Annotated in this window: 21 protein-coding genes and 1 tRNA gene; 17 read left to right on the top strand and 5 right to left on the bottom strand. The window is 73.5% G+C overall.

The genetic code is table 11. From position 1 onward, the window contains the following. Positions 1-411: 411 nt before the first annotated feature. The 3 genes from ACFVU7_RS29640 (at position 412) to ACFVU7_RS29630 (ending at position 3,023) form a co-directional block, all read left to right on the top strand. The gene (locus tag ACFVU7_RS29640; protein ID WP_388048076.1) at positions 412-2,478 is read left to right on the top strand and encodes an FG-GAP-like repeat-containing protein; all 2,067 of its coding nucleotides are present in this window, start codon (positions 412-414) and stop codon (positions 2,476-2,478) included. A 171-nt stretch (positions 2,479-2,649) separates the two neighbouring features. After that, complete coding sequence (locus tag ACFVU7_RS29635; RefSeq protein ID WP_074002931.1) at positions 2,650-2,913, top strand: hypothetical protein; 264 nt, start codon at positions 2,650-2,652, stop codon at positions 2,911-2,913. A 33-nt stretch (positions 2,914-2,946) separates the two neighbouring features. Continuing rightward, positions 2,947-3,023, top strand: a tRNA-Met gene (locus ACFVU7_RS29630). Positions 3,024-3,610: 587 nt separating this feature from the next. Here the strand turns inward: ACFVU7_RS29630 and ACFVU7_RS29625 are convergent. Beyond that, positions 3,611-4,048: a hypothetical protein gene (locus tag ACFVU7_RS29625; protein WP_388048074.1), complete on the bottom strand. Its 438-nt coding sequence runs from the start codon at positions 4,046-4,048 to the stop codon at positions 3,611-3,613. Between the two features lie 792 nt (positions 4,049-4,840). Here ACFVU7_RS29625 and ACFVU7_RS29620 point away from each other — a divergent pair. The 9 genes from ACFVU7_RS29620 (at position 4,841) to ACFVU7_RS29580 (ending at position 17,216) form a co-directional block, all read left to right on the top strand. Next, positions 4,841-5,470: a hypothetical protein gene (locus ACFVU7_RS29620; protein ID WP_143204554.1), complete on the top strand. Its 630-nt coding sequence runs from the start codon at positions 4,841-4,843 to the stop codon at positions 5,468-5,470. A gap of 318 nt (positions 5,471-5,788) precedes the next feature. Continuing rightward, a complete protein-coding gene (locus tag ACFVU7_RS29615) occupies positions 5,789-7,063 on the top strand; it encodes a hypothetical protein (RefSeq protein ID WP_388048072.1) in 1,275 nt (424 codons plus the stop codon). 478 nt (positions 7,064-7,541) lie between these two features. Further along, complete coding sequence (locus ACFVU7_RS29610; RefSeq protein WP_388048070.1) at positions 7,542-10,262, top strand: BTAD domain-containing putative transcriptional regulator; 2,721 nt, start codon at positions 7,542-7,544, stop codon at positions 10,260-10,262. 127 nt (positions 10,263-10,389) lie between these two features. Beyond that, positions 10,390-11,109 carry a DUF4232 domain-containing protein gene (locus ACFVU7_RS29605; protein ID WP_388048068.1) on the top strand — a complete coding sequence of 240 codons (720 nt, stop codon included), beginning with the start codon at positions 10,390-10,392 and terminating at the stop codon, positions 11,107-11,109. A gap of 200 nt (positions 11,110-11,309) precedes the next feature. After that, the gene (locus tag ACFVU7_RS29600; protein ID WP_053112011.1) at positions 11,310-12,047 is read left to right on the top strand and encodes a helix-turn-helix domain-containing protein; all 738 of its coding nucleotides are present in this window, start codon (positions 11,310-11,312) and stop codon (positions 12,045-12,047) included. Positions 12,048-12,116: 69 nt separating this feature from the next. Further along, positions 12,117-13,562, top strand: a complete 1,446-nt coding sequence (locus ACFVU7_RS29595; RefSeq protein WP_388048066.1) for a CoA transferase — start codon at positions 12,117-12,119, stop codon at positions 13,560-13,562. A gap of 162 nt (positions 13,563-13,724) precedes the next feature. After that, a complete protein-coding gene (locus ACFVU7_RS29590; RefSeq protein WP_388048064.1) occupies positions 13,725-14,918 on the top strand; it encodes a CaiB/BaiF CoA transferase family protein in 1,194 nt (397 codons plus the stop codon). A gap of 85 nt (positions 14,919-15,003) precedes the next feature. Continuing rightward, entirely contained in the window at positions 15,004-16,149 is a 1,146-nt protein-coding gene (locus ACFVU7_RS29585; protein ID WP_388048063.1) for an acyl-CoA dehydrogenase family protein, read from the top strand. After that, complete coding sequence (locus tag ACFVU7_RS29580) at positions 16,149-17,216, top strand: acyl-CoA dehydrogenase family protein (protein ID WP_388048061.1); 1,068 nt, start codon at positions 16,149-16,151, stop codon at positions 17,214-17,216. Before ACFVU7_RS29585 ends, ACFVU7_RS29580 begins: the two co-directional genes overlap by 1 nt. Here ACFVU7_RS29580 and ACFVU7_RS29575 read toward each other — a convergent pair. Then, positions 17,200-17,472, bottom strand: coding sequence for a glycosyltransferase (locus tag ACFVU7_RS29575; RefSeq protein WP_388048198.1), 273 nt, complete (start codon positions 17,470-17,472; stop codon positions 17,200-17,202). The genes ACFVU7_RS29580 and ACFVU7_RS29575 overlap by 17 nt on opposite strands. A gap of 75 nt (positions 17,473-17,547) precedes the next feature. Next, positions 17,548-18,846 carry a glycosyltransferase 87 family protein gene (locus ACFVU7_RS29570; protein WP_388048060.1) on the bottom strand — a complete coding sequence of 433 codons (1,299 nt, stop codon included), beginning with the start codon at positions 18,844-18,846 and terminating at the stop codon, positions 17,548-17,550. A gap of 431 nt (positions 18,847-19,277) precedes the next feature. Between ACFVU7_RS29570 and ACFVU7_RS29565 the strand changes: the two genes are divergently transcribed. Next, a complete protein-coding gene (locus ACFVU7_RS29565; RefSeq protein ID WP_380740859.1) occupies positions 19,278-19,427 on the top strand; it encodes a hypothetical protein in 150 nt (49 codons plus the stop codon). Between the two features lie 74 nt (positions 19,428-19,501). On the opposite strand, the gene ACFVU7_RS29560 is transcribed toward ACFVU7_RS29565, so the two are convergent. Continuing rightward, positions 19,502-20,455, bottom strand: a complete 954-nt coding sequence (locus ACFVU7_RS29560) for a pirin family protein (RefSeq protein WP_380740858.1) — start codon at positions 20,453-20,455, stop codon at positions 19,502-19,504. Positions 20,456-20,548: 93 nt separating this feature from the next. On the opposite strand from ACFVU7_RS29560, the gene ACFVU7_RS29555 reads away from it, so the two are divergent. Further along, positions 20,549-21,037: a carboxymuconolactone decarboxylase family protein gene (locus ACFVU7_RS29555; RefSeq protein ID WP_074002918.1), complete on the top strand. Its 489-nt coding sequence runs from the start codon at positions 20,549-20,551 to the stop codon at positions 21,035-21,037. A gap of 169 nt (positions 21,038-21,206) precedes the next feature. Then, positions 21,207-22,457, top strand: a complete 1,251-nt coding sequence (locus tag ACFVU7_RS29550) for a serine hydrolase domain-containing protein (RefSeq protein WP_380740857.1) — start codon at positions 21,207-21,209, stop codon at positions 22,455-22,457. A gap of 221 nt (positions 22,458-22,678) precedes the next feature. On the opposite strand, the gene ACFVU7_RS29545 is transcribed toward ACFVU7_RS29550, so the two are convergent. Further along, positions 22,679-23,563: a helix-turn-helix domain-containing protein gene (locus ACFVU7_RS29545; RefSeq protein ID WP_380740856.1), complete on the bottom strand. Its 885-nt coding sequence runs from the start codon at positions 23,561-23,563 to the stop codon at positions 22,679-22,681. Positions 23,564-23,903: 340 nt separating this feature from the next. On the opposite strand from ACFVU7_RS29545, the gene ACFVU7_RS29540 reads away from it, so the two are divergent. Together ACFVU7_RS29540 and ACFVU7_RS29535 are read left to right on the top strand one after the other, a co-directional pair. After that, positions 23,904-24,092 carry a hypothetical protein gene (locus ACFVU7_RS29540; RefSeq protein ID WP_074002916.1) on the top strand — a complete coding sequence of 63 codons (189 nt, stop codon included), beginning with the start codon at positions 23,904-23,906 and terminating at the stop codon, positions 24,090-24,092. Positions 24,093-24,208: 116 nt separating this feature from the next. Then, positions 24,209-25,351 (top strand): serine hydrolase domain-containing protein, encoded by a 1,143-nt coding sequence (locus ACFVU7_RS29535; RefSeq protein ID WP_388048058.1) that lies wholly within the window; start codon positions 24,209-24,211, stop codon positions 25,349-25,351. Positions 25,352-25,458: the final 107 nt, after the last annotated feature.

The following is a 25,458-nucleotide window of genomic DNA, read 5'->3' as shown; positions in this document are numbered from 1 at the left end:
TTCGAGGTTCGACAGGTGATCACGCCAGGAGGAGATTGGCGGATTGTCGGGCGGAAAGTGCCCGAGACGGTATATCGCAAATTCCGTCAGGCGCGACAGTCAGCTGACGCACGATCAGGCCACTCCGCCTGCTTCCCGCCGATCTCGCCTGTACAGCGCGGTTTCTGCTGGAACTTCCCCATGGCTTCCGCCTGATGTTCCTCCTGGCGGAAGCCGGGCCGGCGGTGATTACATGGTGGATGGCGAGCGGTCTCCGAGATTTCTCGGCGCATTCTCGGACCTCCTCCTCCGGGAAGCGGATCGCCGCCATTTCTTCGTCACCCGAACCATGCGGGAACATGGTTTTCCGTACCCGGCGAAAGGACTCCTGTGCACGTCGCCCACCGCCCACCGCGGGGCCGCCTGTCCGCCTTGACGGCAGCCGCCGTCGTCCTCGGCGCGTTCGCCGCCCTGCCGCCCGCGGCCCCGGCGAACGCGGCCGCCGGCTGCGGGCCGGTCCCCGCCGCGCTCCCGCCAGGCCCCGCCGCGCTCCCGTCGGGCCCGGGCGCGCCGCGCCCCGAGTCCGCGGCCTGGACGGGGAGTTGGGGTACCGCCATGAGCCTGGCCGGACCGTCGGCAGCCTCGGGCGTGACGGGGCGGCAGACCCTGCGCATGGTCGTCCACACCAGCATCGGCGGCAGCTCCGCCCGGATCCGCCTGGTGAACACCTTCAGTCCGGACCCGGTGACCATCGGGCACGTCACCGTCGCGGCCCAGGACAGGACGTCCGCCCGGAACGGGAACCCGGCCACGGCGGCGGCCACGCCGGTCACCCTGACCTTCGGCGGTTCGGGCCGGACCGTCATCCCACCCGGCGGCGAGGTCTACAGCGACCCCGTCGCCTTCCCGGTCACCGCGGACGAGAACCTGCTGGTCAGCCTCTGGCTGCCCGACAAGGTCACCACCGCGCCCTACCACCCGTACACGCTCACCACCTCCTACACCTCCGCCCCCGGCGACAGTGCCGACCGCACCCAGGACACGGGCGGCGCCAACCTCTCCACCCCGTACGCCTACTGGGCCTTCCTGGCCGGCCTGGACGTCACGGCCGCCGGCAGCGACGGGACGGTGGTCGCCCTCGGCGACTCGCAGGTGGACGGCGGGCACACCGACCAGGACTCCAACACCCGCTGGGCCGACGACTACGGGCGCGCCCTCAGCGCCCGACCGAAGCCCGAGGGCGTCGTCAACAAGGGCATCTCCGGCAACCGGATCCTCACCGACGGGACGGGAGGACGCGTCGGCTTCGGTCAGAGCGCGCTCAACCGCTTCGACCGGGACGTCCTCTCCCAGACCGGAGTGCGGAGCGTCGTGCTCTACGAGGGCATCAACGACATCACGATGGACGACGCCTCCGACTCCGCGCTCGAGTCGGGGATCCAGCAGCTGGCCTCACGCGCGCACGCGGCCGGGCTGCGCTTCACCGTCGCCACCATCCCGGCCTTCCAGGGCCACACCGACTACACCGCCGCCCGCGACCGGGTGCGCCGGTGCGTCAACGACTGGATCCGCACGACGACGGCCATCGACGGCTTCCACGACTTCGACCGGGCGACCCGCGACCCGCTCAACCCGAGCGCCGCGTTCGCCGGTTACGTCTCCTCCGACCACCTGCACTTCACCACCAACGGGAACGCGGCCCTCGCCGAGGTCCTCGCCCCGCGGCCCGCCCCGCCCAGCCCCTCCCACACCTTCTCCCAGACGACGGCCGGAGCCTTCCACGGCAAGGGCACCGGCGACCTCGTCGCCCGCGACGACTCGGACGGGCACCTGTACGAGTGGGCGGGGCGGGGAGACGGGTCCTTCGCGGCCAGGACCGACCTGACGGCCGGCTGGGGCGCGTTCTCCCAGACCACCGCCGGCGATTTCCGGGGGACCGGTCGCGCGGATCTGATGGCGAGGGAGGACGCGACGGGCAACCTGTACATGTGGCGGGGTAACGGGGACGGTACTTTCGCCGGTCGTGTGCTCGTCACCGACGGGTGGGGTCCGTTCTCGCAGACGGTCGCCGGTGATTTCCGGGGGACGGGTCGTGCGGATCTGATGGCGAGGGAGGACGCGACGGGCAACCTGTACATGTGGCGGGGTAACGGGGACGGTACTTTCGCGGGCCGGGTGCTCGTCACCGACGGGTGGGGTCCGTTCTCGCAGACGGTCGCCGGTGATTTCCGGGGGACGGGGCACGCGGACCTGATGGCGAGGGAGGACGCGACGGGCAACCTGTACATGTGGCCCGGTAACGGGGACGGCACCTTCGCCGACCGGGTGCTCGTCACCGACGGGTGGGGTCCGTTCTCCCAGACGGTCGCCGGTGACTTCCGGGGCACCGGCCGCGCCGACCTCATCGCCCGCGACGACACCTACGGCGTCCTCGACGAATGGACGAACACGGGCGGAGCCTCCTTCTCCCGCGCCTTCCGGCTCACCGACGGCTGGTGACCGGCCGGTCGGCCCCGTCCAACTCCTCCGACTCGTCCTGCCCGGCCGATGCGCTTGCACGGGACCACCATTCGCAGCGGCGGCCCACCGGGCGGGGCGGCTCGCCGACGGCGAGGAGGGCGGCCACCACCGCACCGACCCCGGCGCGGCGGTGGCCGCCCTACGCCCGACGTGGAACGGGTCGCCTCCCAGAGGAAGGCCCTGGCGGACCTCCAGAGCAAGGCGGGACGCGTCCTGTCCGGAGAGAACGCCGACCGCCTGGCCTCCGCCGTACAGCACCTGGTCGCCGTGCTGACCGCCGCCGGCATCGACTGGCGGCCGCCCGAGCCCCCGACGGGCGAGAGCAAGAACCTGGCCACGGCGGCCCTCAAGCCGAACGAGATCGGCGCGGTCCTCGCGCTGTTCGCCGGTGCCCGGGCCGAACCGAGTTGGTGATCAGCGACTGGTGCCGTACAGTCGGGAGCACGACGCGGGGTGGAGCAGCTCGGTAGCTCGCTGGGCTCATAACCCAGAGGTCGCAGGTTCAAATCCTGTCCCCGCTACCACGAACGCCGAAGGGGCGGACACAGTCACGTGTCCGCCCCTTCGGCGTTCCTCGACCTCTGCTGAAGGCGCCGGTTCTTCGGTGCGCCAGCACGCCGGTCGACCTGTTGATCGGGGCATTCCAGCCGGTCCCGGACGCGGCGCCGGAGATTGCCGATGGCGAGCCGCCGAGCCGCTCGGCCAGGTCGGTCGGCGAGTGATTGCCCCGGCCGAGCTCGTCGTTCCGGTAGGTGTCGCGGGCGATCGTTCCCAGGTCGACAATGGCCCACGTCGCCAGTACCCGGTAGCCCTCCCGCACCCGGAAGTGGGCTTCGATCGCCCGGATTCCCGAGGGTGCGGCCGGCGGCGAACGGGGTACTGGCGGCGTCGGGAGGCGCCGTGAGCGGGCGGTTGCGCTGGACGCTGCCGCCGCGACCAGGGAGGAAGCGGCGGCCGACTCCCGTGCTCGGGCTGCGCGACATCGGCCGGTTCGTCGTGGCGGGTTGCGGGTACCGGTTGACCTGCTGCGGCGGGAAGAGTGCCCTCCCGCCGAGGGGCGGTGGCGGGGTGTGCCCCGGGCGGGCCGGGGCACACCTGCGGGAGTCCGGTGTCAGCAGGCCACCACGGTGGAGACGGTGGCGGTCGAGGCGGGCCAGCCGGGCTGGTTCACCGAGAAGGTGCTGCTGACGGTGGCGCCGCACGGGGCGTTGGAGAAGACGCTGCCGACCTGGTTCGAGCCGGCCTGGACGAGGACGGTCGGGTTGACGGGGGCGAGGGGGGCGCCGCCGACGACCGTGCCGGAGACGGCGAAGCCGACGGACTGGGGCTGCCAGGACGGGTCACCGGCCGTGGCCACCCCGTAGAAGCGGACCTGGTTGCCGGTCACCTCGACGCAGGCCCGGGTCAGCAGCGGACCGGGCGCGCCAGGGGTGCCGCAGGTCACGACCGCGCCGACCGGCCCGGCCGGCGCGGCGGCGGCCCCCTGGGCGGTGGCCAGGGTGGTCAGGGTCGCGGCGGCGGCAACGACGGCGATGACGGTGGTCTTCATGGGTGTCTCTCCTCGGGGGCAGGGATAGGAGGATGTGCGGAATGTGAAATGTCACATTCCGCTGGTGCCAGCATGGCAGTCCCCCGCACCCCGGGGTGCGGCATCCGGGAAGAAGGCGACCTTTCGCGGGTATCGGCCATCGAATGACCGGAATGGCCTGTCGGTGATCGCGCAAACCCCTGGCCCGCCCCTCCCGGGAGGCCGAACCCCCGACTGGGAAAGCAGAGTTCGGCGCCGACGGGTGCGGGGCACGTAGCCCTCTCGCACCCGCACTGCATCGCGGCCGGAGCGGTCGCCGGCGACGGCGGTAGCTGACGTCGCGGCGGTCGCCGCCAGTGTTCAACTCCTCTGCCTGGGAAGGGACTTGCCGACCGATCCAGGCATCGCCTTGCGAGGTCGCCGCGTACAAGTCCGCCAGCCGCCCGGTGCTCGGCCGGCTCGCGGCCAGCGCCGACCCCACCCCGTACGACGGCTGACTGCGCGGGTACATGGCCGCGGTGGGCGTCGCCTGCGGTAACGGCGGGGGAGTGGTGGTGGTGTGAGGGTCCCGCTGGATCGGCGCCGCCCCCACGGCCTGCCCGTCGTCCGGGAGCCGCCTGTCCGGACCGATGCCTGGGTATCGCGATGCACCCGGTCCGGGCGAGGGTGGCATGAGGGGGCAGGGGTCGGACGGTGCCGGCCGTGTTCCCCCGGGATTTGTGAAGGCCGGGGCGCCGTCGGGGGCGGCGTGGCAGGATCGGCGGCACAGTCACGTTGAGGGAGGGTTTTGTGGCTCTGGGTCACGATGAGTGGGTGCTGCTGGAGGCCGTCGCTGCCGAGAGTTCGGGCTGGCTGGCCGGGGAGCTGCCCCTACAGCGCCGGATCGCGGAGCACGGGACCGTGCGCCGGCTCGTCGGAGCGAAGGTGTGCGAGTTCGCGAGTCCCGAACTGCTCGACGGTCTCGCCGTCGGCGAAGCCCGCCCGGCGTGGGCGGTTCGCGTAACCGGCCTGGGGCAGGACCTGCTGCGCTACCGGGCCCTGCGGGACCGTCCAGCCGAGCAGCCCGTCGTACCGGTGGACGACTGCGTGCCGGACACCACGATCAGCGTGCGTGCCTTCGACATGCCCCTTCTCCACGCCGTCCGCGAGGACGCGAAGGCCGGCCTCCTCCCCGGTGTCGACGCCGACCTGCTGGGCGCGGCGATCGCCAGGGCGCGGACCGTAGAGGGCTCCAGCCGGCGCAGCGTGGACGTCACCGAGGCAGAGCTCGCCGTGATCCTGAAGGTGTTCTATCTGGAGTCCCTGCGGGGTGGCGGTGCGGCCGGCTACCGGCACGTCCTGCGTTCGTCGCCTCTGGCAAACGCCTTGAGGCCCGATCCGTACCGCCCGGAGGCGACCGTTGTGCGGCCTCGCGCCGCTGATTCCGCCGCGCTGGCCCGCTAGGGCCGGGTGGGTTTCTCCGTGATGCCGATGCCGGTGGCGACCCGGGCGAGGGCGTCTTCGGCCTGGTGGTCGCCGACGTAGGCCGGGACGGTGGTCGCCGCGTTCCGGACGGGTGTGCCCAGGTCCTCTCCCAGGCCCTTCGCGGTACCCGCGGATGCCCGCAGGTCCGCTGGTCGGACCGGCGGGCACGGGTGGAATTCAAACAGAATGCCGGACCCTGTTGACCGTGGGACTGATGTTATTCGAGGCTTTTATTCGCCGATTCTAAACATTCGCACCGGTGTTTAAATTGCCGCTTCCTGTTTCTATTCTCCGGATATGGCGAACGGAGTTTTCCACACCGCGTACGGCATCGAGATCAACCTGACCATGCCCGACCTCGGCCATCCGGGTCGGCCCGGCCTGCTGGAGGAGGTCACCACCCCGATCGACCGGCGCGAGCGCGAGCTCCTGGAGTGCCTGGAGCACCACGGTGACGGCGCCTGCCAGGCCGAGGAGGACGGCCGGTCCCCGTGGATGACGATCCGCCGCCGGACGGTCGGCGGCCGCACCGCCTGGGTGGCCGCCCACCTGCCGGTGCGCCACACCCCCACCCCGGAGGAGAGCGCGAAGCACCAGGCGATGAAGGAGCGGATCGCCCGGGCCGCCGAACGCCACGGCCACCGGGCCGAGATCGAAGCCCGCGCGACCGACGGCCGGATCCGCACCGACGTCCTCGTCACCGGCGACGACGGCCGGCGGATCGGATGGGAGGCCCAGTACTCGCCGATCACCGCCGACACCGTCCGCCGCCGCTCCCGCGCCGCCGCCGAGCACGGGATCGTCCCGCTGTGGGTGATCGACACCGACCGCTCCGCCGTCGTCGAGCGGGCACCCTGGGCCCGGGTCGACGACTTCAGCTGGAAGGAGATCGCCTCCCCGCTCGCCATGGTGGTGCGCGCCGGGGTGCGGCACCTGCAGCAGTGGAAGTGCCTGCCGAGCAGTGTGCGGCCCTGCCCGGTCAACGGCAGCTCCTGCGGGCGCTTCCACGCCGAGTGGTTCCTGCCCGCGCTGTGCCTGCCCGCGAAGGCACCCACCGAGGTCGACCAGCTCGTCGTCGCCAGCGCGGACGGCGAGTTCGTGCCGATGCGCATCCCCGACCAGCACGACCCGCGCTCCGTCTCCCGGATGTGGGTGCCCGCGGTCGATCGGGACCGCTGGCACGACATGTTCGGCCCCGACGAGGACGAGGACTCCCCGGCCGAACCCGGGGCCGGGGACGCCGGCATCACCTACACCCGCCAGGAACTCGACGCGACCTGCCGCTACGGCGAGGAGACCTTCACCTTCAACGACCCCCGGCCCCGGCGCGGGAACTCCGCGGGCACCGGCCTGCACACCTTCGACGAGGTCCCCGAACGGCTGTTCACGGTGCCCCGGCAGGACCGCCGGCTCGCCGCCACCGAGACCCAGCGCCGCGAAGCCGCCCTCGCCCATGGCTGCGAGCCCTGGCAGATCGGCCCGTGCGCCGGCTGCGGGACACCGATCCGCCGCTACGGCGACACCGGCGTCCACGCCTGCGAGGCGTGCCGGGCGAGGACTGCCCGACGGTGAGCACCAGGACCAGCACGGTCGGCTTCCATAGGACCGCCCGGGGACTCCGGGGCACGCGGTGGGCGGGGCGAGGCCGTCCCTCCGCCACCCGCCGCCCGGTACCACCTACCGTGCGGCCGGCCCCCTCGGACGGGCCGTAGTCGCTGCCGGTGCGGGCGACGCTCTTCCGGGCCCCGCGCCCGCCGAGCAGCGCGGCCCGGATGGCGAAGTCCGGCAGCAGCAGGCGCGGCGCCCGGCGTCCGTACAGCGCGGTCAGCAGTCCTGCCCCGTCAGGCCCCGGCGGTGTGCCACCTGGCGCTGCCGCCCCGTTCAGGGGGTGTCGGCGGCGCAGCTCGCGCAGCAGTCGGTGTCCGGCGAGGGTGCGGGCCGGGGCACAGAGCAGTCGAGTGGGAGTACGTGGTCGGTGACGGAGCGGTGCGGTATCCGTGAAGTTCGACCTCCCGATTCCCAGTAGCCATCGGACGATAGGGTTCCGTCCATGGAGTTCCAGGTCCTCGGCCCCGTGTCGGTCAGCGGGAGCGACGGGCCGTTGCCGCTCGGGCCCGCCAAGCGGCGCAGCCTGCTCGCGATGCTGTTGCTGCGGGCCAATGTCGCGGTCTCGGTCGACACGCTCACCGAGGCGCTGTGGGACGACGAACCCCCCTTGCACGCGCGCACTGTGATCCAAGGCCATGTCTCGCGCCTGCGGGCACTGTTGGCGGGTGTCGACGCATCGGCGTACGGCGTCGAGCTGAGCACGCGCGGCTCCGCGTACCACCTGGAACTGCCGGAGACGCTGCTCGACGCCCATCGCTTCGACGGCCTTGTGGCGCTCGCCCGCCGTGCCACCGACCCCGGTGACCGGGCCGCGCTGCTCACCGAGGCGCTCGCCCTGTGGCAGGGCCCCGCGCTGGCCGGCGCCTACCCGTCGCCGCTGCTGCGCTCCGCCGCGCACACCTTGGACGAGGCGCGGCTCGCCGCGGTCGAGCTGCTCGCCGACACGTACGTCGCGGGCGGCGAACACGAGCGCGCTGTCCAGCTGTTGCGGCCGGAGACCGGGGCCCATCCGCTGCGCGAGCCGCTGGCCGCCCGACTGGTCGAGGCGCTGCACCACGCGGGGCGTTCCTCGGAGGCCCTGGACTCCTACCACCGGGCCCGCCAGGTCCTCGCCGACCAGCTCGGCGCCCGTCCGGGCGCCGAGCTGACCGCCGCCTTCACCGTCGCTCTCGGGCCCGAAAGCGCCCCCGCGGTCCGGGCCGATGCGCCCCAACCCGTCCTGGAGTCGGTGCAGTTACGGCCCAACCTGCTGCCTCGTACCCCGCGCGGATTCCACGGCCGCACCGTCGAGAGCGCCGCGCTGACCGCGGCCGCGGCCGGACCTGACGGGCCGGTCGTCGTGGTCACCGGGCCCGCCGGGGTCGGCAAGACCGCGCTGGCCGTGCGCTGGGCGGCCGACCGGCACTCCGACTTCCCCGATGGGACGCTCTACGCCGATCTGCGCGGGTTCAGCGACACCTCGGACCCCGAACCGGCCGAGCTGCTGCGGGAGTTCCTCGTCGCTCTCGGCGTTCCGCCGCGCCGGATGCCCGAGTCGGCGGACGCCGCCGGTGCCCTGTTCCGTTCGCTCACCGCCGAACTGCGCCTGCTCGTCGTCCTCGACAACGCCCGTACCTCCGCCCAGGTGCGTCCGCTGCTGCCCACGGGACCCGGCTGCGTCACCGTCGTCACCAGCCGTGCCCGGCTCGCCGGTCTCGTCGCTTCCGACGCCGCCTGCGTCCTCGCCCTCGACGTCCTCGCCACCGACGACAGCGTGGCCCTGCTCACCCGTCTCCTCGGCGGGCACCGCACCGCCGCCGATCCCCAAGCGGCCCGGCGTACAGCCGAGTTGTGCGGCGGTCTGCCGCTCGCGCTGCGGGTCGCCGCCGCTCGGCTCGTGGAACTCCCCGCCCTCGGCCTCGCCTCCTTCGCCGACCGGCTCGCCGACGAGCGCCAGCGGCTCGAGCTGCTCGCCGCCGAGGACATCGGCGTCGCCTCCGCGCTGCGGCTCACCACCGCCCACCTCCCCGCCGATGCGGCGCAGCTGTTCACCGCGCTCGGCCATCACCCGGGCACGCACGTCGACCGGTTCAGCGCCGCCGCGCTTGCCGGCACGACCCCGCCGGACGCGGCCCGCGCCCTCGACCGCCTGGTCGCCGCGCACCTGGTCACCGAGACCGCCCCCGGCCGCTACGTCCTGCACGATCTGGTCCGGCTCTACGCGCGTGGCCAGAGCCGCGACCCGGCCGCCCGTGCCGCGGCCCGGCTGCGCCTGTACGACCACTGCGTGGCGACCGCGCTGTCCGCGTCCGAGGCCGCGGAGCCCGGCGGGGAGCCCGCCTTCGTGCAGCCCGATGACTTTCAACAGCCGCCCGCAGTACGGGACTTCACCAGCCGGGAGGAGGCGCTCGACTGGTTTGCCGCCGAACGCGACGACCTCGCCCTGATCGCGGCCGCGGCCCGCGCCGAGGACCGGCCCGAGCGGGCCTGGCGGATCGCGGTGACCCAGTGGCCGCTCGTGGTCTGGCGGGTCCTCGCCGACTGGGCGCCCACCCTGGAGGCTGCCCTCGCCGACGCCCGCGCCTGCGCCGACCCCTATGCGGAGGCCCGCGTCCTGACCCTGCTCGGCTGGGTGCTCGCCGAGGAGGGCCGCACCGCCGAGGCCGTCCGGCACCTGCGCGTCGCACCCGAACTCGCGGCCTGCGCAGGCGACGTACTCGGCGAGGCCACCGCCCTGGTCAACCTCGCCGCGGCCCTCCCCGACGATGAACCCGGCGCCGCCGAAACGGCCTGCACCCGAGCCCTCGCGCTCGCCACCGAGGCCGACGACGCGCACACCCGGATGCTCGCGCTCCAGCACCTGGCCCGCATCCACCTCGGCGCGGGCCGCCACCGGCAGGCGTACGAGGCGGCCGAGGTGGCGCTCGGCCTCGGCCCGGAGCACGAGGCGGTCGCCCGGCGGGTGCTCCTGCGCACCTGGCAGGGCGAGGCGCTGGCCGGGCTCGGCGACACCGTGGCCGGGCGGCGCTGCCTCGCGCGGGCCGCGCTCGAGGCCGAGCGGACCGGCTACGACGCGGGCGCCGTCACCGCGCTCGATGCCCTGCTGCACATCGCCGACCAGGACGCACTGCCCGAACTGCGGCGCCGGCACGCGGCGGCACACGCCAGGATCCTGGCGCGTTAGCCAGGCGTTAGGACCGCCGCCGCGCTCGTTAGTGATCTGCCAGCGCGCCGCAACACCCTCGTTCCTGCAAGGGGAAGCGACCTCGTGCAGGATCGCGACCCACGAACGAGAACCGGGGGAACCAGCCATGCGCACCACCACCCGTCCCACCCTGCTCGCCGTCGGCGCCGTCGCCACGCTCGCCCTGTCCCTGACCGCCTGCAACGACGTCAGCGGCACGCAGGACAGCGGCGCCGCCGGCACCAGCGCGTCAGCAGCCGCCCCGTCGGGTTCCGCCTCGGCGTCGGCGCCGGCTGCGGCCTCGGCGCCGGCCTCGGCCTCGGCCTCGGCGCCGTCCGGGGGCAAGACGAGCACGAGCGGTGGAGGCAGTTCGTCCTCCGGCGCCGGTAAGGGCGGCGCCACCGCGGCCTGCACGACCAAGAACACCTCGGTGGCGTTCCTCCAGTCCTCGGGCCACGCCAGTGACGCGCAGCCCGCCGCCGCGACCCTCAAGATCACCAACAGCTCGGGTGCCCCCTGCACCATCGTCGGCCCGACGACCGTGGTCGCCGCCGACGACCAGGGCAAGGCGAGCCCGGTCTCGGGGGACAACTCCACGGCCGGCTCGGCAGCGGTCGACATCCCGGCGGGCGCCGCGGTGGTGGCGGACGTGCTGTACAACGACGTGAACGGCGAGGGCACCGCGTCGGCCCGTTACACGTGCGCGGTGCAGGCGTCCCACGTCAAGGTCGCGCTGCCCAAGGACGCGGGCACCACGGTGAACGTCATGAAGGCGAACGGCTCGCCGGGCGGCGTCTTCAGCGTCTGCGGCACCGAATTCAAGGTCGGGGCCTTCGCGGCACGGTAGCGCCTGGCGCGGCCCCGCCCGTTCGCGCGATCCTCGGCGTGACGGCGTGGATCAGGGCCCGGTGCGTGCAGGTGCACGCACCGGGCCGGTGACGTCGGCAGCGGGCCGGGGCCGGCCTGCCCTTCGGGTGGCGGGGGAGAACCGGCGGGCCGTGCCGGCGTGATCGGCCGGCGACGTACGACAGGGACAGGGCGGGCGGGATGAGCGAGCACGGCCGACGGCGGCCGCACCGTACGGTGGACCGGGTCGTGTGGATCCTGGAGGCCGCCGCGCGGGCTCCGGGCGGGGTGACCGTGGCCGAGTTGGCGCGGGCGGCCGGGGCGCCGGCGAGTTCGGTGCAGGACCTGGTCAACGGGCTCGTCGCGACGGGGTTCCTGCTGGAGCAGCGCCGGCGCTTCCGGCTCGGGCCCGCCCCGCACGTCCTCAACCTCATCGCCGGCCGGGTCGTCCCGCGGATCGGCCAGGACGAGCTCAACGAACTGAGCCGCGTCGCGGGTACCCCGGTGCTGCTCACGGTGCGGGTCGGGCTCGACGCCGTGCACCTGGCGCGCGGCGGCGAGGACGAGATCCCCCGCCTCCTGCCGCTGGCCGACGAGCACATGGCCCGGCCGCTCCTGCGCACCGCCGCGGGCCGTCTGCTGCTGGCCCTCACCGACGAGGCGGAGCGCCGCGGGCTGCTCGACGAGCTCGCCCGCCACGACCCCGAGGCGGTCGCCGAGTTCCGTCGCGCTCTTCCGGGGATCCGGGCGTCGCGGATCAGCCGCAGCGAGGGTCTGGCCGATCCCGAGGTCAGCGCGCTCGCGATCCCCGTCACCGACGGCCCCGTCGTCACGGGCGCCCTCGTTCTGACGCACCGGCGTCGTGGCCGCTCGGAGCGGCTGAGTCTGGACCGGGCGGCGGCCCGGCTCCTCGCGCACATCCAGGAGGGGCGGACGTGACGTCCGCACCGGTTCACGGATATCCGTGAACGCGGGCGCTCGTGCCGTGTCGGGGACGAGCATCCCGGCATGACTTCGAACACGCTGACCACGGCCGGGCCGACGCCTCCGCCGTCCACCGCCGAGATCGTCCTCCGGCTGCTGCACACGCTCGGCGACCCCGATCCGGCCCGGGGGGCCGAGGACGTCACCGTCGTCGGGGCGGATCCCCTGGTGCCCTCGGTGCACCGCCTCGCCGACGCCATGTCCGCCGCGATCGGTGTCTTCGGGCGGCAGACGGCGGCGGTCGGCGAACAGCGCGGCCACCCGCACCAGAGGGTCGAGGTGCAGGCCGGGGCCGCGATCGACCAGCTCATGGCGACGTACCACACGACGCTCTCGGGACGCCCGCTCCTCTCCCTCCTCGACGACCCGACCCTGCTCGGCAACAGCGACTTCTACCGGGCGCGCGACGGCCGGTGGATCTTCATCATCACCACCTATCCGCATCTGCGGGACGCGGTCCACTCCGTGCTGAGGTGCGGGCTCGACAAGGTGGGGATCGCGCAGGCCGTGGCCGGCTGGGACGCCTTCACGCTGGAGGAGGCCGTCTGCGCGCGGGGCGGCGTCGCCTGCGCGGTGCGCAGCCGGGACGAGTGGCTCGCGCACCCCGCGGGGCGGTACGTCGCGCAGCGCCCGGTCGTCGAGATCGAACGTGTCGGCGACGGGCCGGTCCGGCCGCTGGAGCCGATCGGTGCGGCCGACGAGGCGCTCGCGGGCGTACGGGTGCTCGATCTCACCCATGTCATCGCGGGTCCCGTCGCGGCGCGGCTGCTCGCCCAGTTCGGCGCCGACGTGCTGCACCTGTCGCGTCCCGACCGCCCCGACCCGATCCCGATGATCGCGATGACCGGCGGCGGCAAGCGCAACGCCTACTGCGACCTGCGCGACGATCACGACCGTGCGGCCTTCCACGACGCGCTCCAGGACGCGGACGTCTTCGTCCACGCCTACCGGGGACTTGCCCGGCACGGGGCGTCGACCGAGGAACTCGTCCGGCGCCGCCCCGGACTCATCACCCTCGAATACCACGCCTGGGGCGCCGACGGCCCCTGGGGCGAGCGCGGCGGGTTCGACCAACTCGCCTGCTCGGCCACCGGATTCGCCGTCGAGGAGTGGACCGACCGGCCGTCGCTTCCGCCGACGTACCTGCTCAACGACTACCTCGCCGCCTACCTCGGGGCCGCCGCCGTCGCAACGGTCCTGCGCCGGCGTGCGGCGGAGGGCGGCTCGTGGCGGATCCGCGTGACCCTGGCCGGGGTGTGCCACTGGGTGCGGGAACTCGGTCTGCTCGCGCGGGAGGACGTACTCGGCCTGCCCCGACCCGGGCGCGCGCCGCTCGCTGCGCTGTCGACCACGGAGACGGACTTCGGCCCGCTCACCGAACCGGCGACACCGTTCGCGTACAGCGGGCGCACGGTCCCCCAGCCCGGCCGGCGGACCCCGCTCGGGTCCGCTGCGCTCCAGTGGCGCTAAGCCACTTCTACGCGACCAGCACTGGCAACCGAAACCGCCGCCCCGTGCGGACCGATGCAGCGAGTCCCTTCGCATCCGCCTCGTCGGCAGCACGTGTCCGCGGCCGCCCGTACCGCACCACCGTTCACCCACCCCACCCGACACCCCAGGAGGCACAGCACGATGTCCGAGCAGCCGAGCCGCCCGTCCGGCCGAGGACTCCTCGCCGGAGTCCGCGTCATCGAACTGGCCAGCGTGATCATGGCTCCGTACGCCGCCCAGCAACTGGGAGACCTGGGCGCCGACGTGATCAAGGTCGAGCCGCCCACCGGTGACATGACGCGCCACTACCCGCCCCAGCGCCACCCCGGCATGGGCGGCGCGGCACTCAACCTGAACCGCAACAAGCGCAGCGCCGCCATCGACCTCAAGGCCCCGCACGGCCGCGACGCCCTGCTCGCCCTGCTGCGCACCGCCGACGTCCTCATCACCAACCTGCGCCCGCAGGCCCTGGCGAAGCTCCGCCTCGGCTACCACGACGTCGCGGCCGTCAACCCCGGCCTGATCTACGCCAACGCCCAGGGCTTCCGCAGCGACAGCCGCTACGGCACCCACGCCGCGTACGACGACATCATCCAGGCGGCCAGCGGACTGGTCTGGCTCAACCACCAGGTCTCCGGCCAACCCCACTACGTTCCCACCGTGCTGGCCGACAAGATCTGCGGCATGCAGATCGCCCAGTCGGTCCTGGCCGCGCTGCACCACCGGGAGCACGGCGGCACCGGACAGCACATCGAGGTCCCGATGGCCGACACCATGCTCGCCTTCAACCTGGTCGAGCACCTGGGCGCGGCCGCCCTGGAGACCGACGGGGCGTTCGGCTCGCCGCGCTCGCTCAGCCCGCAGCGCCGCGCCCTGCGCACCGCCGACGGCTGGATGTGCATCCTGCCGCAGAGCGACCGCAACTGGCGGGACTTCACCGCCTTCGTGGGCCGCCCCGAACTGGCCGCCGACCCGCGCTTCGCCACCGGCCCCGACCGGGCCCGCAACGCCGACGCGTTCTATCCCTTGCTCGCCGGACTGACAGGACACCACACCAGTGCCCAGTGGCAGGAGTTCTGCGACCACGCGGGCATCGCGGCCGCCCCCGTGCTCGACCTGGCCTCCGCCGCCACCACCGCCTACGCCCGCGAGGGCGGCCTGCTGCGCGAGGCCGACCACCCCACCGAGGGCCGCTACCGGGTCATCGGCCTCCCGGTCCGCTACTCGGCCTACCCGGAGCCGGAGCCACGGCCCTGCCCGGCCATCGGCCAGCACACCGAGGAGGTCCTCCGCGAAGCCGGCTTCGACCCTTCCCTGCTGCACCCCACAGGCTGACCGAACTCCCGTACCGAGAAGAAGCCAACCGCTCGTTCACCAGCCCAGGAGCGAATGAACCATGTCGCCTTCAACGCCGTCACCGATGGCATTCCCCGACGTCGTCCTGCCCGAATCGGCCCGCCGGCTCCGTACCGAGGTCCGCGCCTTTCTCGACGAGGAGCGCGCCCGCGGCACCGTACTCGGCCGCCCCGACTCCTGGCTGGCCGGCTGGGACCCCGACTTCAGCCGCCGCCTCGCGGAGCGCGGCTGGGTCGGCATGGCCCTGCCCGTCGAGTACGGCGGCGCCGGCCGCGGCTTCCTGGAGCGCTACGTGGTGATCGAGGAACTGCTCGCCGCCGGCGCCCCGGTCAGCGCCCACTGGGTCTCCGACCGGCAGGCCGGCCCGTCCGTCCTCCAGCACGGCACCGAGGAGCAGCGCCGCTTCTTCCTGCCCCGGATCGCCGCAGGGCAGTGCTTCTTCTCCATCGGCATGAGTGAGAAGAGCAGCGGCTCCGATCTCGCCTCGGTCGCCACCCGTGCCGAACGGACCGCCGACGGCTGGCGGTTGACCGGTACCAAGATGTGGACCGGCGGCGCTCACGTCAACGACTACGCCATCGTCCTCGCCCGCACCGATGAGGCCGAGGACAGGCACGCAGGCCTCAGCCAGTTCATCGTCGACCTGCGCGCCCCGGGCGTGCGGGTCGAGCCGATCCGGCTGATGAGCGGCGAGCACCGCTTCAACGCCCTCCACCTCGAAGGCGTCGACGTCCCCGACGGCATGCTGCTCGGGCAGCGGGGCGACGGCTGGAAGCAGGTCACCGGCGAACTCGCCTTCGAACGCAGCGGCCCCGAACGCTACCTGTCCACCTTCCCCCTGCTGGTCTCCCTGCTCCGCGAACTGGAGCGGCGCCCCGCGACAACCGAACAGCTCACCGAGGTCGGCGTTCTGGCGGCGCGTCTGCACGGCATCCGCCGACTGTCCCTCGGCGTGGCCGCCGCCCTGGACACCGAAGCCTCGCCCGACACCCAGGCCGCCCTGGTCAAGGATCTCGGCACCCGCATGGAGGGCACCCTGGTCGACACCGTCCGCAGGGTCCTGCCGACCACCGCCGACCCGCACGCCACCCCCGGCAGCCACCCGGAACTGCTCGCCTTCGCCCTGCTGCACAGCCCCGGCTACACGCTGCGCGGCGGCACCAACGAGATCCTTCGCGGCATCATCGCTCGCGGTCTGGAGCAGCACTGATGAACACCCACACGATCGACACCAGCACCCCCGTCATCTCCGCCGACGCCTACGACACCGCCGCCTTCCACGCCGACGCGGACTCCATCGCCGCCGTCACCAACACGACCGCCCCGGACGCCGTGGCCCTCCCCGCCCCGGACGCCCCGACCGCCGAACTCCTCGCCGCCGCCCAGGAGGCAGGACGCCGCGCCGTCCCCGCCCCTCTCGCCGAGACCGCCCTGGTCGCCCGCCCGCTGCTGCGCCGGGTCGGCCTCCCCGTCCCCGACGGCCCGCTCAGCTACGCCATCGCGCCCGAGCTGACGATCCGCTACGCCCGTCCGGCCGCCTCCCCCGTCGGCTCGGCCGGCTGCCTGGGCGACGACGACACCCTGCTGGTCACCGGCACCCTGCGTCGCGTCCCCTGGGCCCGCACCGCCACCGCCGTCGCCATCCTGGCCACCGCCCCCTCCGGACCTGTCCTGTTCACCCTCGCCCCCGACCGGGCCGTCCTCACCCCCGGCGGCAACCTCGCCGAGGAGCCCCGCGACGACCTGCACCTCGCCGCTCTCGAGATCCCCGCCTCGCAGGTCCGCCGGATCTCCCCGGAACTGCTCGACGAGGCCCGGCTCCGCGCAGCCCTGGCCCGGGCCGCCCTGATCGCCGGAGCCGCCGAACGCTGCGTGGAACTGACGGTCGCCCACACCACCGCCCGCACCCAGTTCGGCCGTCCGCTCAGCCGCTTCCAGGCCGTCAAGCAGGAGGAGGCGCGGCTCATCGAGGAGGCCGCCCTGGTACGCGCCGCCGTCCAAGCCGCGGCCACCCCCCTGGACACCGGCGGGGTGGCCGCCCACTTCGCCGTCGCCGCCGCCAAGACCCAGGCATCCGCCTCGGCCGCCGAGATCGCCCGCATCGCCCACCAACTCCACGGCGCCATAGGCATCACCCGGCTCAACCCGCTCCACCTCGCCACCACCCGCCTGTGGTCCTGGCGTGACGAGGACGGTGACGAAACCACCTGGGCGCCCGCCCTGGCCCGGTCCGTCACCGCCGCCACCCTCTGGCCCACCCTCACCGCCACGCCCTGACCCCTCGCCCCGCGCCTGTCGTCATTCGCGGTGGTCGACAGGGTGGAGTGCCGCCCACGACTCGTCCCGTCTCCCCGTCGAGCACGGCGTCCGGGGCACCGCCGGAGTTGCCGACCAGCACCGGCAGGCCGGCCGCCGCCGCTTCCAGGAACACGATGCCGAGCCCCTCCATGGGGAGGGCGTTGTCGAAGGCGGCGGCGCCCGGGGTGGAGGACGTGTAGACGACGACGCCGTCCGGGGCGAAGCGTTCCGTCATCGCGTGGACGAAGGTCTCGATCCCTCCCTGTCGGGGCGGGAAGTCGTTGGTGACCACGAGTGTGCGCGGCACGGTTCAGGCCCGGCGGCCCAGTCGCCGGAGCAGGGCGTGGGTCCAGTGCAATCGGCGTCGGGGGGCGTGACGGCCGGTGGGGTGTTGCCGGGGGACGGCGACGGTGCGCATGCGGTCTCCTTGATCGAGGGAATCCGGGCGGAGCCGGACCCAGCCGACCAGGACGAACGGCACCACGAGGTAGCCGAAGCGGGTGGCCGGGGCCAGACAGATGGCGAGGGCCAGCCCGAGGGCCAGCCGGTCGGAAGCGGCGACGACGGTCTGGGGCGGGTGGGTCAGGAGCGAGGTGCCCACCGCGGCCGCGGCCAGCGCCAGGAGGGCGAGGGCGAGGGCGCGGCCTCCGGGCACGTGGGCTGCCAGGAGATGACCGGGCAGCGGGCTGTCCGCGGGGGAGGCGGTGACGCCGGCGCCGGTGGGGAACAGCACCGTGTGCTCCAGGAGGGCATTCGGGGTCGCCAGTACGGACGGGATCACCACCGTCCCGGCGACGGCGACGGTGACGGCGAGGGCCCGCAGCGCCGCGCTCCGTCCCCGGACCGTCGCGAGCAGTACGAGCGCGACCGGAACGAGCGGCCAGGCCGTCCACTTCAAGGAGGCCGCCGCGCCCAGCGCCAGTCCGGTGCCGCCCGGCCGCCCGGTCCCGGCCAGCGCCAGCGCCAGGCACATCAGCGCGCTCACCGGCAGGTCCACCCCTCCGACGGCCAGTGGGAGGGCGACGGCGGGGAAAGCGGCGAGTGCCGCCAGCCCCACGCTTCCGCGACGCCCCGCGGTGATGCGGGTCGAGACGGCGGTCACCGCGAGGAAGGACAGCGTGAACCACCAGCGCGCGTCGCCGGCGACCACGTCGCCCAGCAGCGCGTGTGGCAGGCCGAAGACCGCCATGCCGGGAAGGTAGGGGTTGTAGTCCGCGAGGGCGGCGGGCCGGTCGAGGTACGGAACGCCCGTGGACAGCAGTCGCTCACCCGAGCGCTGGACGACGTCGAGCTCCAGTTGCCCCTGGCCGCGCAGGACCAGCAGGACCAGCGGGACCAGAACCGACCCGGCCGCGGCCACCCGGACCGCCCGGCGCCGCCACACCCCCTGCCCGAGTCCGCTGAGCAGTGCGGCCGCCAGGTACCCCCCGGCCGCGGTCGCGCCCCACACCCGGTGAGGGCCGAGGGCCGATGCCAGGCCCAGTCCTCCGGCGAAGAGCGCGCACAGCGTCCAGGCGACGACGGGCGGCAGCCGGTGTGCCCACCAGGCACCGGGCTCGGACGCGGTGGTGGAAACGGTGCGGTGCGTCAGCAGACGTGGTGCGCTCAACCGGCCCAGCCTCCTTGGTGGGGATGTGCACACCAGTCTCGGGATCCGGGAGGCCGGGATCGTCAAACCGGGATGCGATCCCGGGCGTCAACCCGTGGTATGACGCCAACCCCCGTTATCAACCCGTCAGTTGACGACGATCACCGTCCTCTCCCGCAGAATCGGGGCATGAGTCCCGTGTGGCGCTCCGCGTTCGCCCACCTGCAGGCCTGGAGCCGTTCGGCCGCGTTCCCGTATGCCACCGGGGTAGTACCCGCGGTGGTCGCGGTCGTCGAGATCACGTCCGCCGGCATCGGCTCCATGACGGTTCTGGTCACGGCGGCGTGCGCGATGGCACCGTTGCCGCCCGCACGGCACACCGCCGGCCCACCGCGACGACTACGACTTCGGCGCCTGTACGGACATGTTCTTCACAGGACACCGACGTCTTCATGCTCTACAGCTCCCGCTTCGACGGCATCGGGGACCCCGACGGCGACGCCAACCGGCAGCCCGGTGTGGGGGACCTGCGCGCGGGGGCCTGGTTCGAACCGTTCGGGAACGTCACGGCCCGCGCCCCCCACCGGGGCTTCCGCCGCTGAACGGTCGGCCCTGTGCTCCGGCTCGGGGGTGCGGTGGACCCGGGCGCCGCACCCCCGATCGCGTAACGCGCGGGTCAGCGGGCGTTTCCGCGGGGCTTGAGGGGGAGGCCGGGGAGTTCGGGGGCGGGGAGGCGGTCGCCGGGGTAGCCCTGGACGGCGCCGAAGCGGTCGGTGGCGGCCTGCCACTCGTCGCGGGCCTGGACGATGTCCTCGTGGGAGCGTCCGATGAAGTTCCACCACATGACGATCTGCTCCTCGAAGGGCGTGCCGCCGAGCAGGACCAGGCGGGCGTCGGTGTCGCCGGTGTTGGTGAGGGTGAGGGTGTCGCGGCCGGGGGCGGCGTAGCCGAGTTCGGCGGGGCGCAGCGGGGTGTCGAGGAGGCGGACGTGTCCGCTGTCGACCAGCAGGCCGTGTTCGAAGGCGGGGTCGACGTCGAGGGTGACGGTGGCCCCGGGGTGCAGGGTCAGCTCGGCGCCGAGCAGGGGGGTGAAGGTGGGGACGGGGGAGGTGTCGCCGGCGAGGGTGCCGAGGAAGACCTGGGCCTCGCCGCCGTCCAGGGCGACGGGGGAGGGCACGTGGTGGTGGAAGTCGCGCCCGGTGTGCCGGTGCTCCTCGGGCAGGGCGACCCACAGCTGAACGCCGTGCAGGACGGTGGTGGCCGGGGTGGAGACCTCGGAGTGGGCGATGCCGCGGCCGGAGGTCATCAGGTTGACCTCGCCGGGCCGGACGTACGCGTGGACGCCGAGGCTGTCCCGGTGCTCGATCTCGCCGGTGAAGAGCCAGCTCACGGTCTGCAGTCCGGTGTGCGGGTGCGGGGCGACGTCCATGCCGCCGGTGCTGGTGACGTCGTCGGGACCGTAGTGGTCGACGAAGCACCAGGCGCCGATCGTGCTGCGGGAGCGCTGGGGCAGGGTGCGGCGTACGGTCATCGCGCGCGGGCCGCCGAGCGGCACGTCCCGGGCGGGCAGGACCTCCACCCGCGGGTCGGCGGCGGGGGTGGCGGCGCGGTCGGTCTCGGCGGTGCTCACGGGTGGTCCCTCCCAGGTGCAATTAGTTCTATATTCAACTATCATGCCATGGCAGAGTGGCGCACGACACCCTGATCAGCCTAAGGAGTCCAGGTGAGTGATGTGGCGGCGGTTCCGACGGACCGGCGGGTGTTCATCGACAAGCAGAGCCCCCAGGCGTACAAGGCGTTCCTGGCCGCCGCCGAGGCGGCGCGCGAGGTCGCGGCCGCGGCCGGACTGGACCGCCGGCTGATCGAGCTGGTCAACCTCCGGGTGTCGCAGATCAACGGCTGCGCCTACTGCCTGCACGTGCACACCAGGGCCGCGATCCGCGAGGGCGAGACCGCCCAGCGCCTGGGTGTGCTCGCGGCCTGGCGGGACACCGAGGTGTTCAGCGACCGCGAGCGCGCCGCGCTCGGGCTGGCCGAGGCGACCACCGCCCCGGCGGACGCGGCGCTCCAGGAGGCCGCGTACGGCGTGGCGCGCGAGGTGCTGAGCGACGAGGAGATCTCCGCGGCGGTCTGGGTGTCGATCGCCATCAACGCCTTCAACCGGGTGTCGATCCTGAGCAAGCACCCGGTCCGTCCGGCCCCGGCCCGGTAGCCGCGCGCGGTGGTGGCGCCCGGCGGAGGGTCTCCGCCTTCCGGCGGACGCCCTCCGTTGTGAGGTGTACGACCGGCTCCTCTCGGCGGGGGATGACGGACCGTCAACGGTGCGGCGAGGCTGGGCGACGAAGGCGAGGAGCTGCTCGCCGACTGCGAAGGTGGGTCGCATGGCACGTCGTACGTTTGTTTCCGCGCTGGTGGGGGCGGTCTGTCTGACACTGGCCGGGCCGGTGGTCTCGGCCGGTGCGGCCGGGGCCGCCGACGCGCGGCCGGGCTCCGGCGACCCGAGGGCGGCGGCGCTGCGGGCGGTCACCGGGGCCGGCGCGGTCGGGGCGATCGCGGAGGTCAGGGACGGGAACGGGGTCTGGCGCGGGGCGTCCGGCGTCTCCGACCTGGCCACCGGCACACCGGTCCGCGCCGACGGGCGGTTCCGGGTCGGCAGCGTCACCAAGGTGTTCGTCTCCACCACGGTGCTCCAACTGGTCGGGGAGGGGCGGATCGGCCTGGACGAGCCGGTCGAGCGGTACCTGCCCGGGCTGGTCCCGAACGGCGACCACATCACCGTCCGTCAACTGCTCAGCCACCGCTCCGGGCTCTGGGACTCCACCAACGAGAAGGGCGGGGTGTTCCCCGACTGGACGGACGCGGCGGTCGTCCGGAACTGGCTGGACCAGGGCGGCCTGACCCGGCAGATCACCCCGGCCCAGGTGGTGGCCTCCTCGGTGGCGCACGCGCCCGACTTCCCGCCGGGCACCGGGTACGGCTACTCCAACGTCAACTACACCCTGCTCGGCATGATCATCGAGAAGGTGACCGGGCACGCCTACGCCCAGGAGGTCACCGCGCGCATCCTGCGCCCGCTCGGCCTCACCGACACGTACTTCCCGGGCACGGCCACCGGCATCCGGGGCCCGCACGCGCACGGCTACTGGACGGTGCCCGAGGGCCCCGGCCCGGCGGACTACAGCGACCGGGACGTGACGGTGGCGAGCGTCACCTGGGCGAACGCGGCCGGCGAGGCGGTCTCCACCCTCGGCGACCTGAACCGCTTCGACAAGGCCCTCCAGGGCGGCCGGTTGCTGCCGCCCGCGCTGCTGAAGGAGATGAACACGACGACCCCGATCGAGGTCGAGGGCGTGCCGAGCGGGCTGGGCTACGGGCTCGGGATGGCCAGCTGGCAGCTCTCCTGCGGTCCGATCTACGGGCACAACGGCTCGGTGTCCGGGTACAGCTCCGAGCTGTGGAGCTCGGGCGACCGGCAGGTGTCGATGTCCGTCACCCCGCGTGGTGGCGATGCGGAGCTCGTCGCGCAGATGCGGGCGGAGGTCGGCTTCCTGGAGCAGGCCTTCTGCGGCACCGGGAAGGCGACGGGCTCGGCGGTGCAGGGGCCGGCCGCCGTGATGCCGAAGCTGGGCTGACCGTCTGCCGTCACGTGGTTCCACCGCTCCGGCTCGTCCGCGCAGGTCCTCGACCGGCGTCGGCGGGTCGGAGCGGTGCGGTTTCCGCCGTGCGCCGTCCGGAAGCGCCCTGACTCGGGCCGCGCGGCGCGGTTCCGTCGGGTAGTCGTGGACGGGTGCGGCGCGGCGCGGCGGGGCGAGGGTGAGGTCGGTGGGGAGGTGGCCGGCCCTGACGGTTTCCGTCAGGTCCCGGCCGGATCGGCCGTGGGCGTCGACACCGGTGCGGACGCAGGTGCGGACGCGGGCACGACAGCGCGGGCCAGGCGGCGCAGGGCCTGTTCGTCGTCGGAGCCTGGGACGGCGGTGTACACGGCGATCACCTCGTCCGGGTGTCCTGCGACGTAGAGGGCCTCGGCGGAGAGGCTGAGGCGGCCCACCGGCGGGCAGGCGAGCAGGAGCTTCGTGTGGTTGCTCTCCTGCACCACCTGCTCGTCCCAGAGCCGGCGGAACACCGCGCTGTGCGCACTCAGTTCGCCGATCTCCCGGGCGAGGCCGGGGTCGTGCGGCCACCTGCCGACCTCGGTGCGCAGATAGGCCACGGTCTCGCGGGCCTTCTCCTCCCAGTGCACGTACAGCCGCCGGGCGCGCGGGTCGGTGAAGACCAGCCGCCCAACGGTGCGGCGGTCCGGGCGGACACGGGAGAAGTCGGCGAACACGGCTGCCGCCAGCCCGTTCCAGGCCAGGATCGTGCCACCCCGGCCGACCAGGTAGGCAGGCGTGAGAACCATCGAGTCCAGCACGTGCTGCATGTTCGACCGCCGGTCCGTGGGGAGGGTGGCCTCCTCGATGCCGACCGGACGCGCAAGACTGCGCAGGTAGCGGCGTTCCCCCGGGCTGAGCCGTAGGACATCGGCCACCGCGGCGAGGACGGCGTCCGAGACCCGCGACGCCTGTCCTCGTTCCAGCCGCGTGTAGTGCTCCACGCTCATGGCCGCCAATGCGGCGACCTCCTCGCGGCGCAGGCCGGCCACTCTGCGGACGCCGTGGGCAGGTAATCCGACCTCCTCGGGGCGAAGCCGCGCCCGGCGGGAGACCAGGAAGTCACGAAGAGCTTCGGCGATGTCCATACCGACGATTGTCAGCATGCCCACCACGGTCCGCCCATACGCCCCGAGACCGACACCGTCCGGCGGGACTCCGACCGTAGCGGTACCCGACCCCTACGGCGGACGGCCCGACGGCCCGACGGCGCCGGGGCCGCGACCGGTCGCACAACCACGGCCGGTCCGCCAGGGCACACTCTGCCCTCCCTCGGGGCCGAGGCCGCGGCGCATCCTCGTCCTACGCCCTCCGGCCGGAGGGCGCAGGGGCGGCGGAACCCACGATCGGGGACGCACTCCTGCCTCGCAGCACCCAGCCGGCACAGCCTCCTCGGCGAGGCCGGCCCACAGGAAGAGGAAACCAGCCATGGCCACCAGGACCACCACCGCACGCACCGGTAAGCGGCGCGCGGCCACCGCGCTCGCCGCACTCGTCGCGCTGGTCGGCATCACCGCGGGAACGGCGGGCACCGCCTCGGCGTCGGTCGCGCACAAGAAGTGCACCATCGAGGTCTGGTACGAGGACCACTGGGTCACCGTCTCGACCGCCTGCTGACACCTCCCCGGACCTGCGGCCCCGCCGTCCTCGGATCTCGGGCGGAAATCATCCGGGCGAGGTGGGGCCGCCGGTCCGGTCAGGGGGGACAAACAACACAGACCTTGGAGGTCGGCATGGCTCGGCAGGGGGCGCTTCGGCGCGGGTTCGGTGCGGTGGCGGTAGCTGCTGCGATGGCGATGGGCACGGTGACGGCGGCCGCGGCGGCCGATGTCCAGGGAGAGCACGGCGGCGGGCACGGTGCGACGCGGACCGCGATGGCGGACCACGTCCGGGCCGAGAGCCTCCCCGGGACGATCGCGGGCGTCCGAGAGGGTGACGACAACTGGTCGGCGGCCGTCGGGACGGCCGACACCGCGACCGGACAGCCCCGGTCGCCCCGGGAGCGGTTCAGGATCGGCAGCGTGACGAAGACCTTCACCGCGACCGTGGTGCTCCAGCTCCAGGCCGAGGGCCGGCTCGACCTGGACGACACGGTGGAGAAGTGGCTGCCCGGCGTGCTGCAAGGGGTCGGGAAAAAGGGATCGGCGATCACGATCCGGCAGATCCTCGGGCACACCAGCGGACTGTTCTCCTTCGATCAGGATCCGCTGATGCTGAAGCGGCTCGCCTCCCCGGACTTCCTGAACCACCGCTACGACACCTACCGGCCCGAGGACCTGGTGCGGCTCGCGGTCCGCCACCCGCTGCTCTTCAAGCCGGGGAAGCAGGTCAAGTACTCCAACACCGACTACCTCCTGGCCGGGATGATCATCGCCAAGGTGACCGGCCGCCCGTACGGCGAAGCGATCGAGCAGCGGATCATCCGACCGCTCGGCCTCTCCGCGACGAGCCTGCCCGGCACCGCGGTCGACCTGCCCCGGCCGCACGCGCTCGGCTACTCCAAGCTGTTCGGCGGCTCCACGACGCCAGTGGAGACCACCGAACTCAACCCCTCGTGGGCCGGGGCGGCCGGGGAAATGATCTCCACCACCGCTGATCTGACCAGCTTCTACTCCGCCCTGATGCGCGGACAGCTGCTGCCGAAGGCCGAGCTGGACGAGATGCTCCCCGCCACCGCCACCGGCGGCCCCGGGCTGGGTATCGGCGATGTGAAGCTCAGCTGTGGGATCACCCTCTGGGGCCACACGGGAGGCATCCACGGTTCGTCGACGGTGGCACTGACCACCCGGGACGGACGGCACGCGGCGGTGTTCAACACCAACGCCGACTGGGTGGACGGCGAACGCAAGCTCGCGGAGGCCGAGTTCTGCCACTGAGCAACGGGGCAGTCGGCGACGGGCAGTACTGCCGCGAGTACGTCGCCAGGCTCCGGACGGTGGCCGGGCTGGTGGCCGCGCTCCACCTCCCGTCCGCGATCTGACCG

Source organism: Kitasatospora sp. NPDC058046 (genome assembly GCF_042885595.1).
Lineage (GTDB): Bacteria > Actinomycetota > Actinomycetes > Streptomycetales > Streptomycetaceae > Kitasatospora.
The sequence above is the reverse complement of the archived record's forward strand: the minus strand, read 5'-3'. Positions and strand labels throughout refer to the sequence as shown.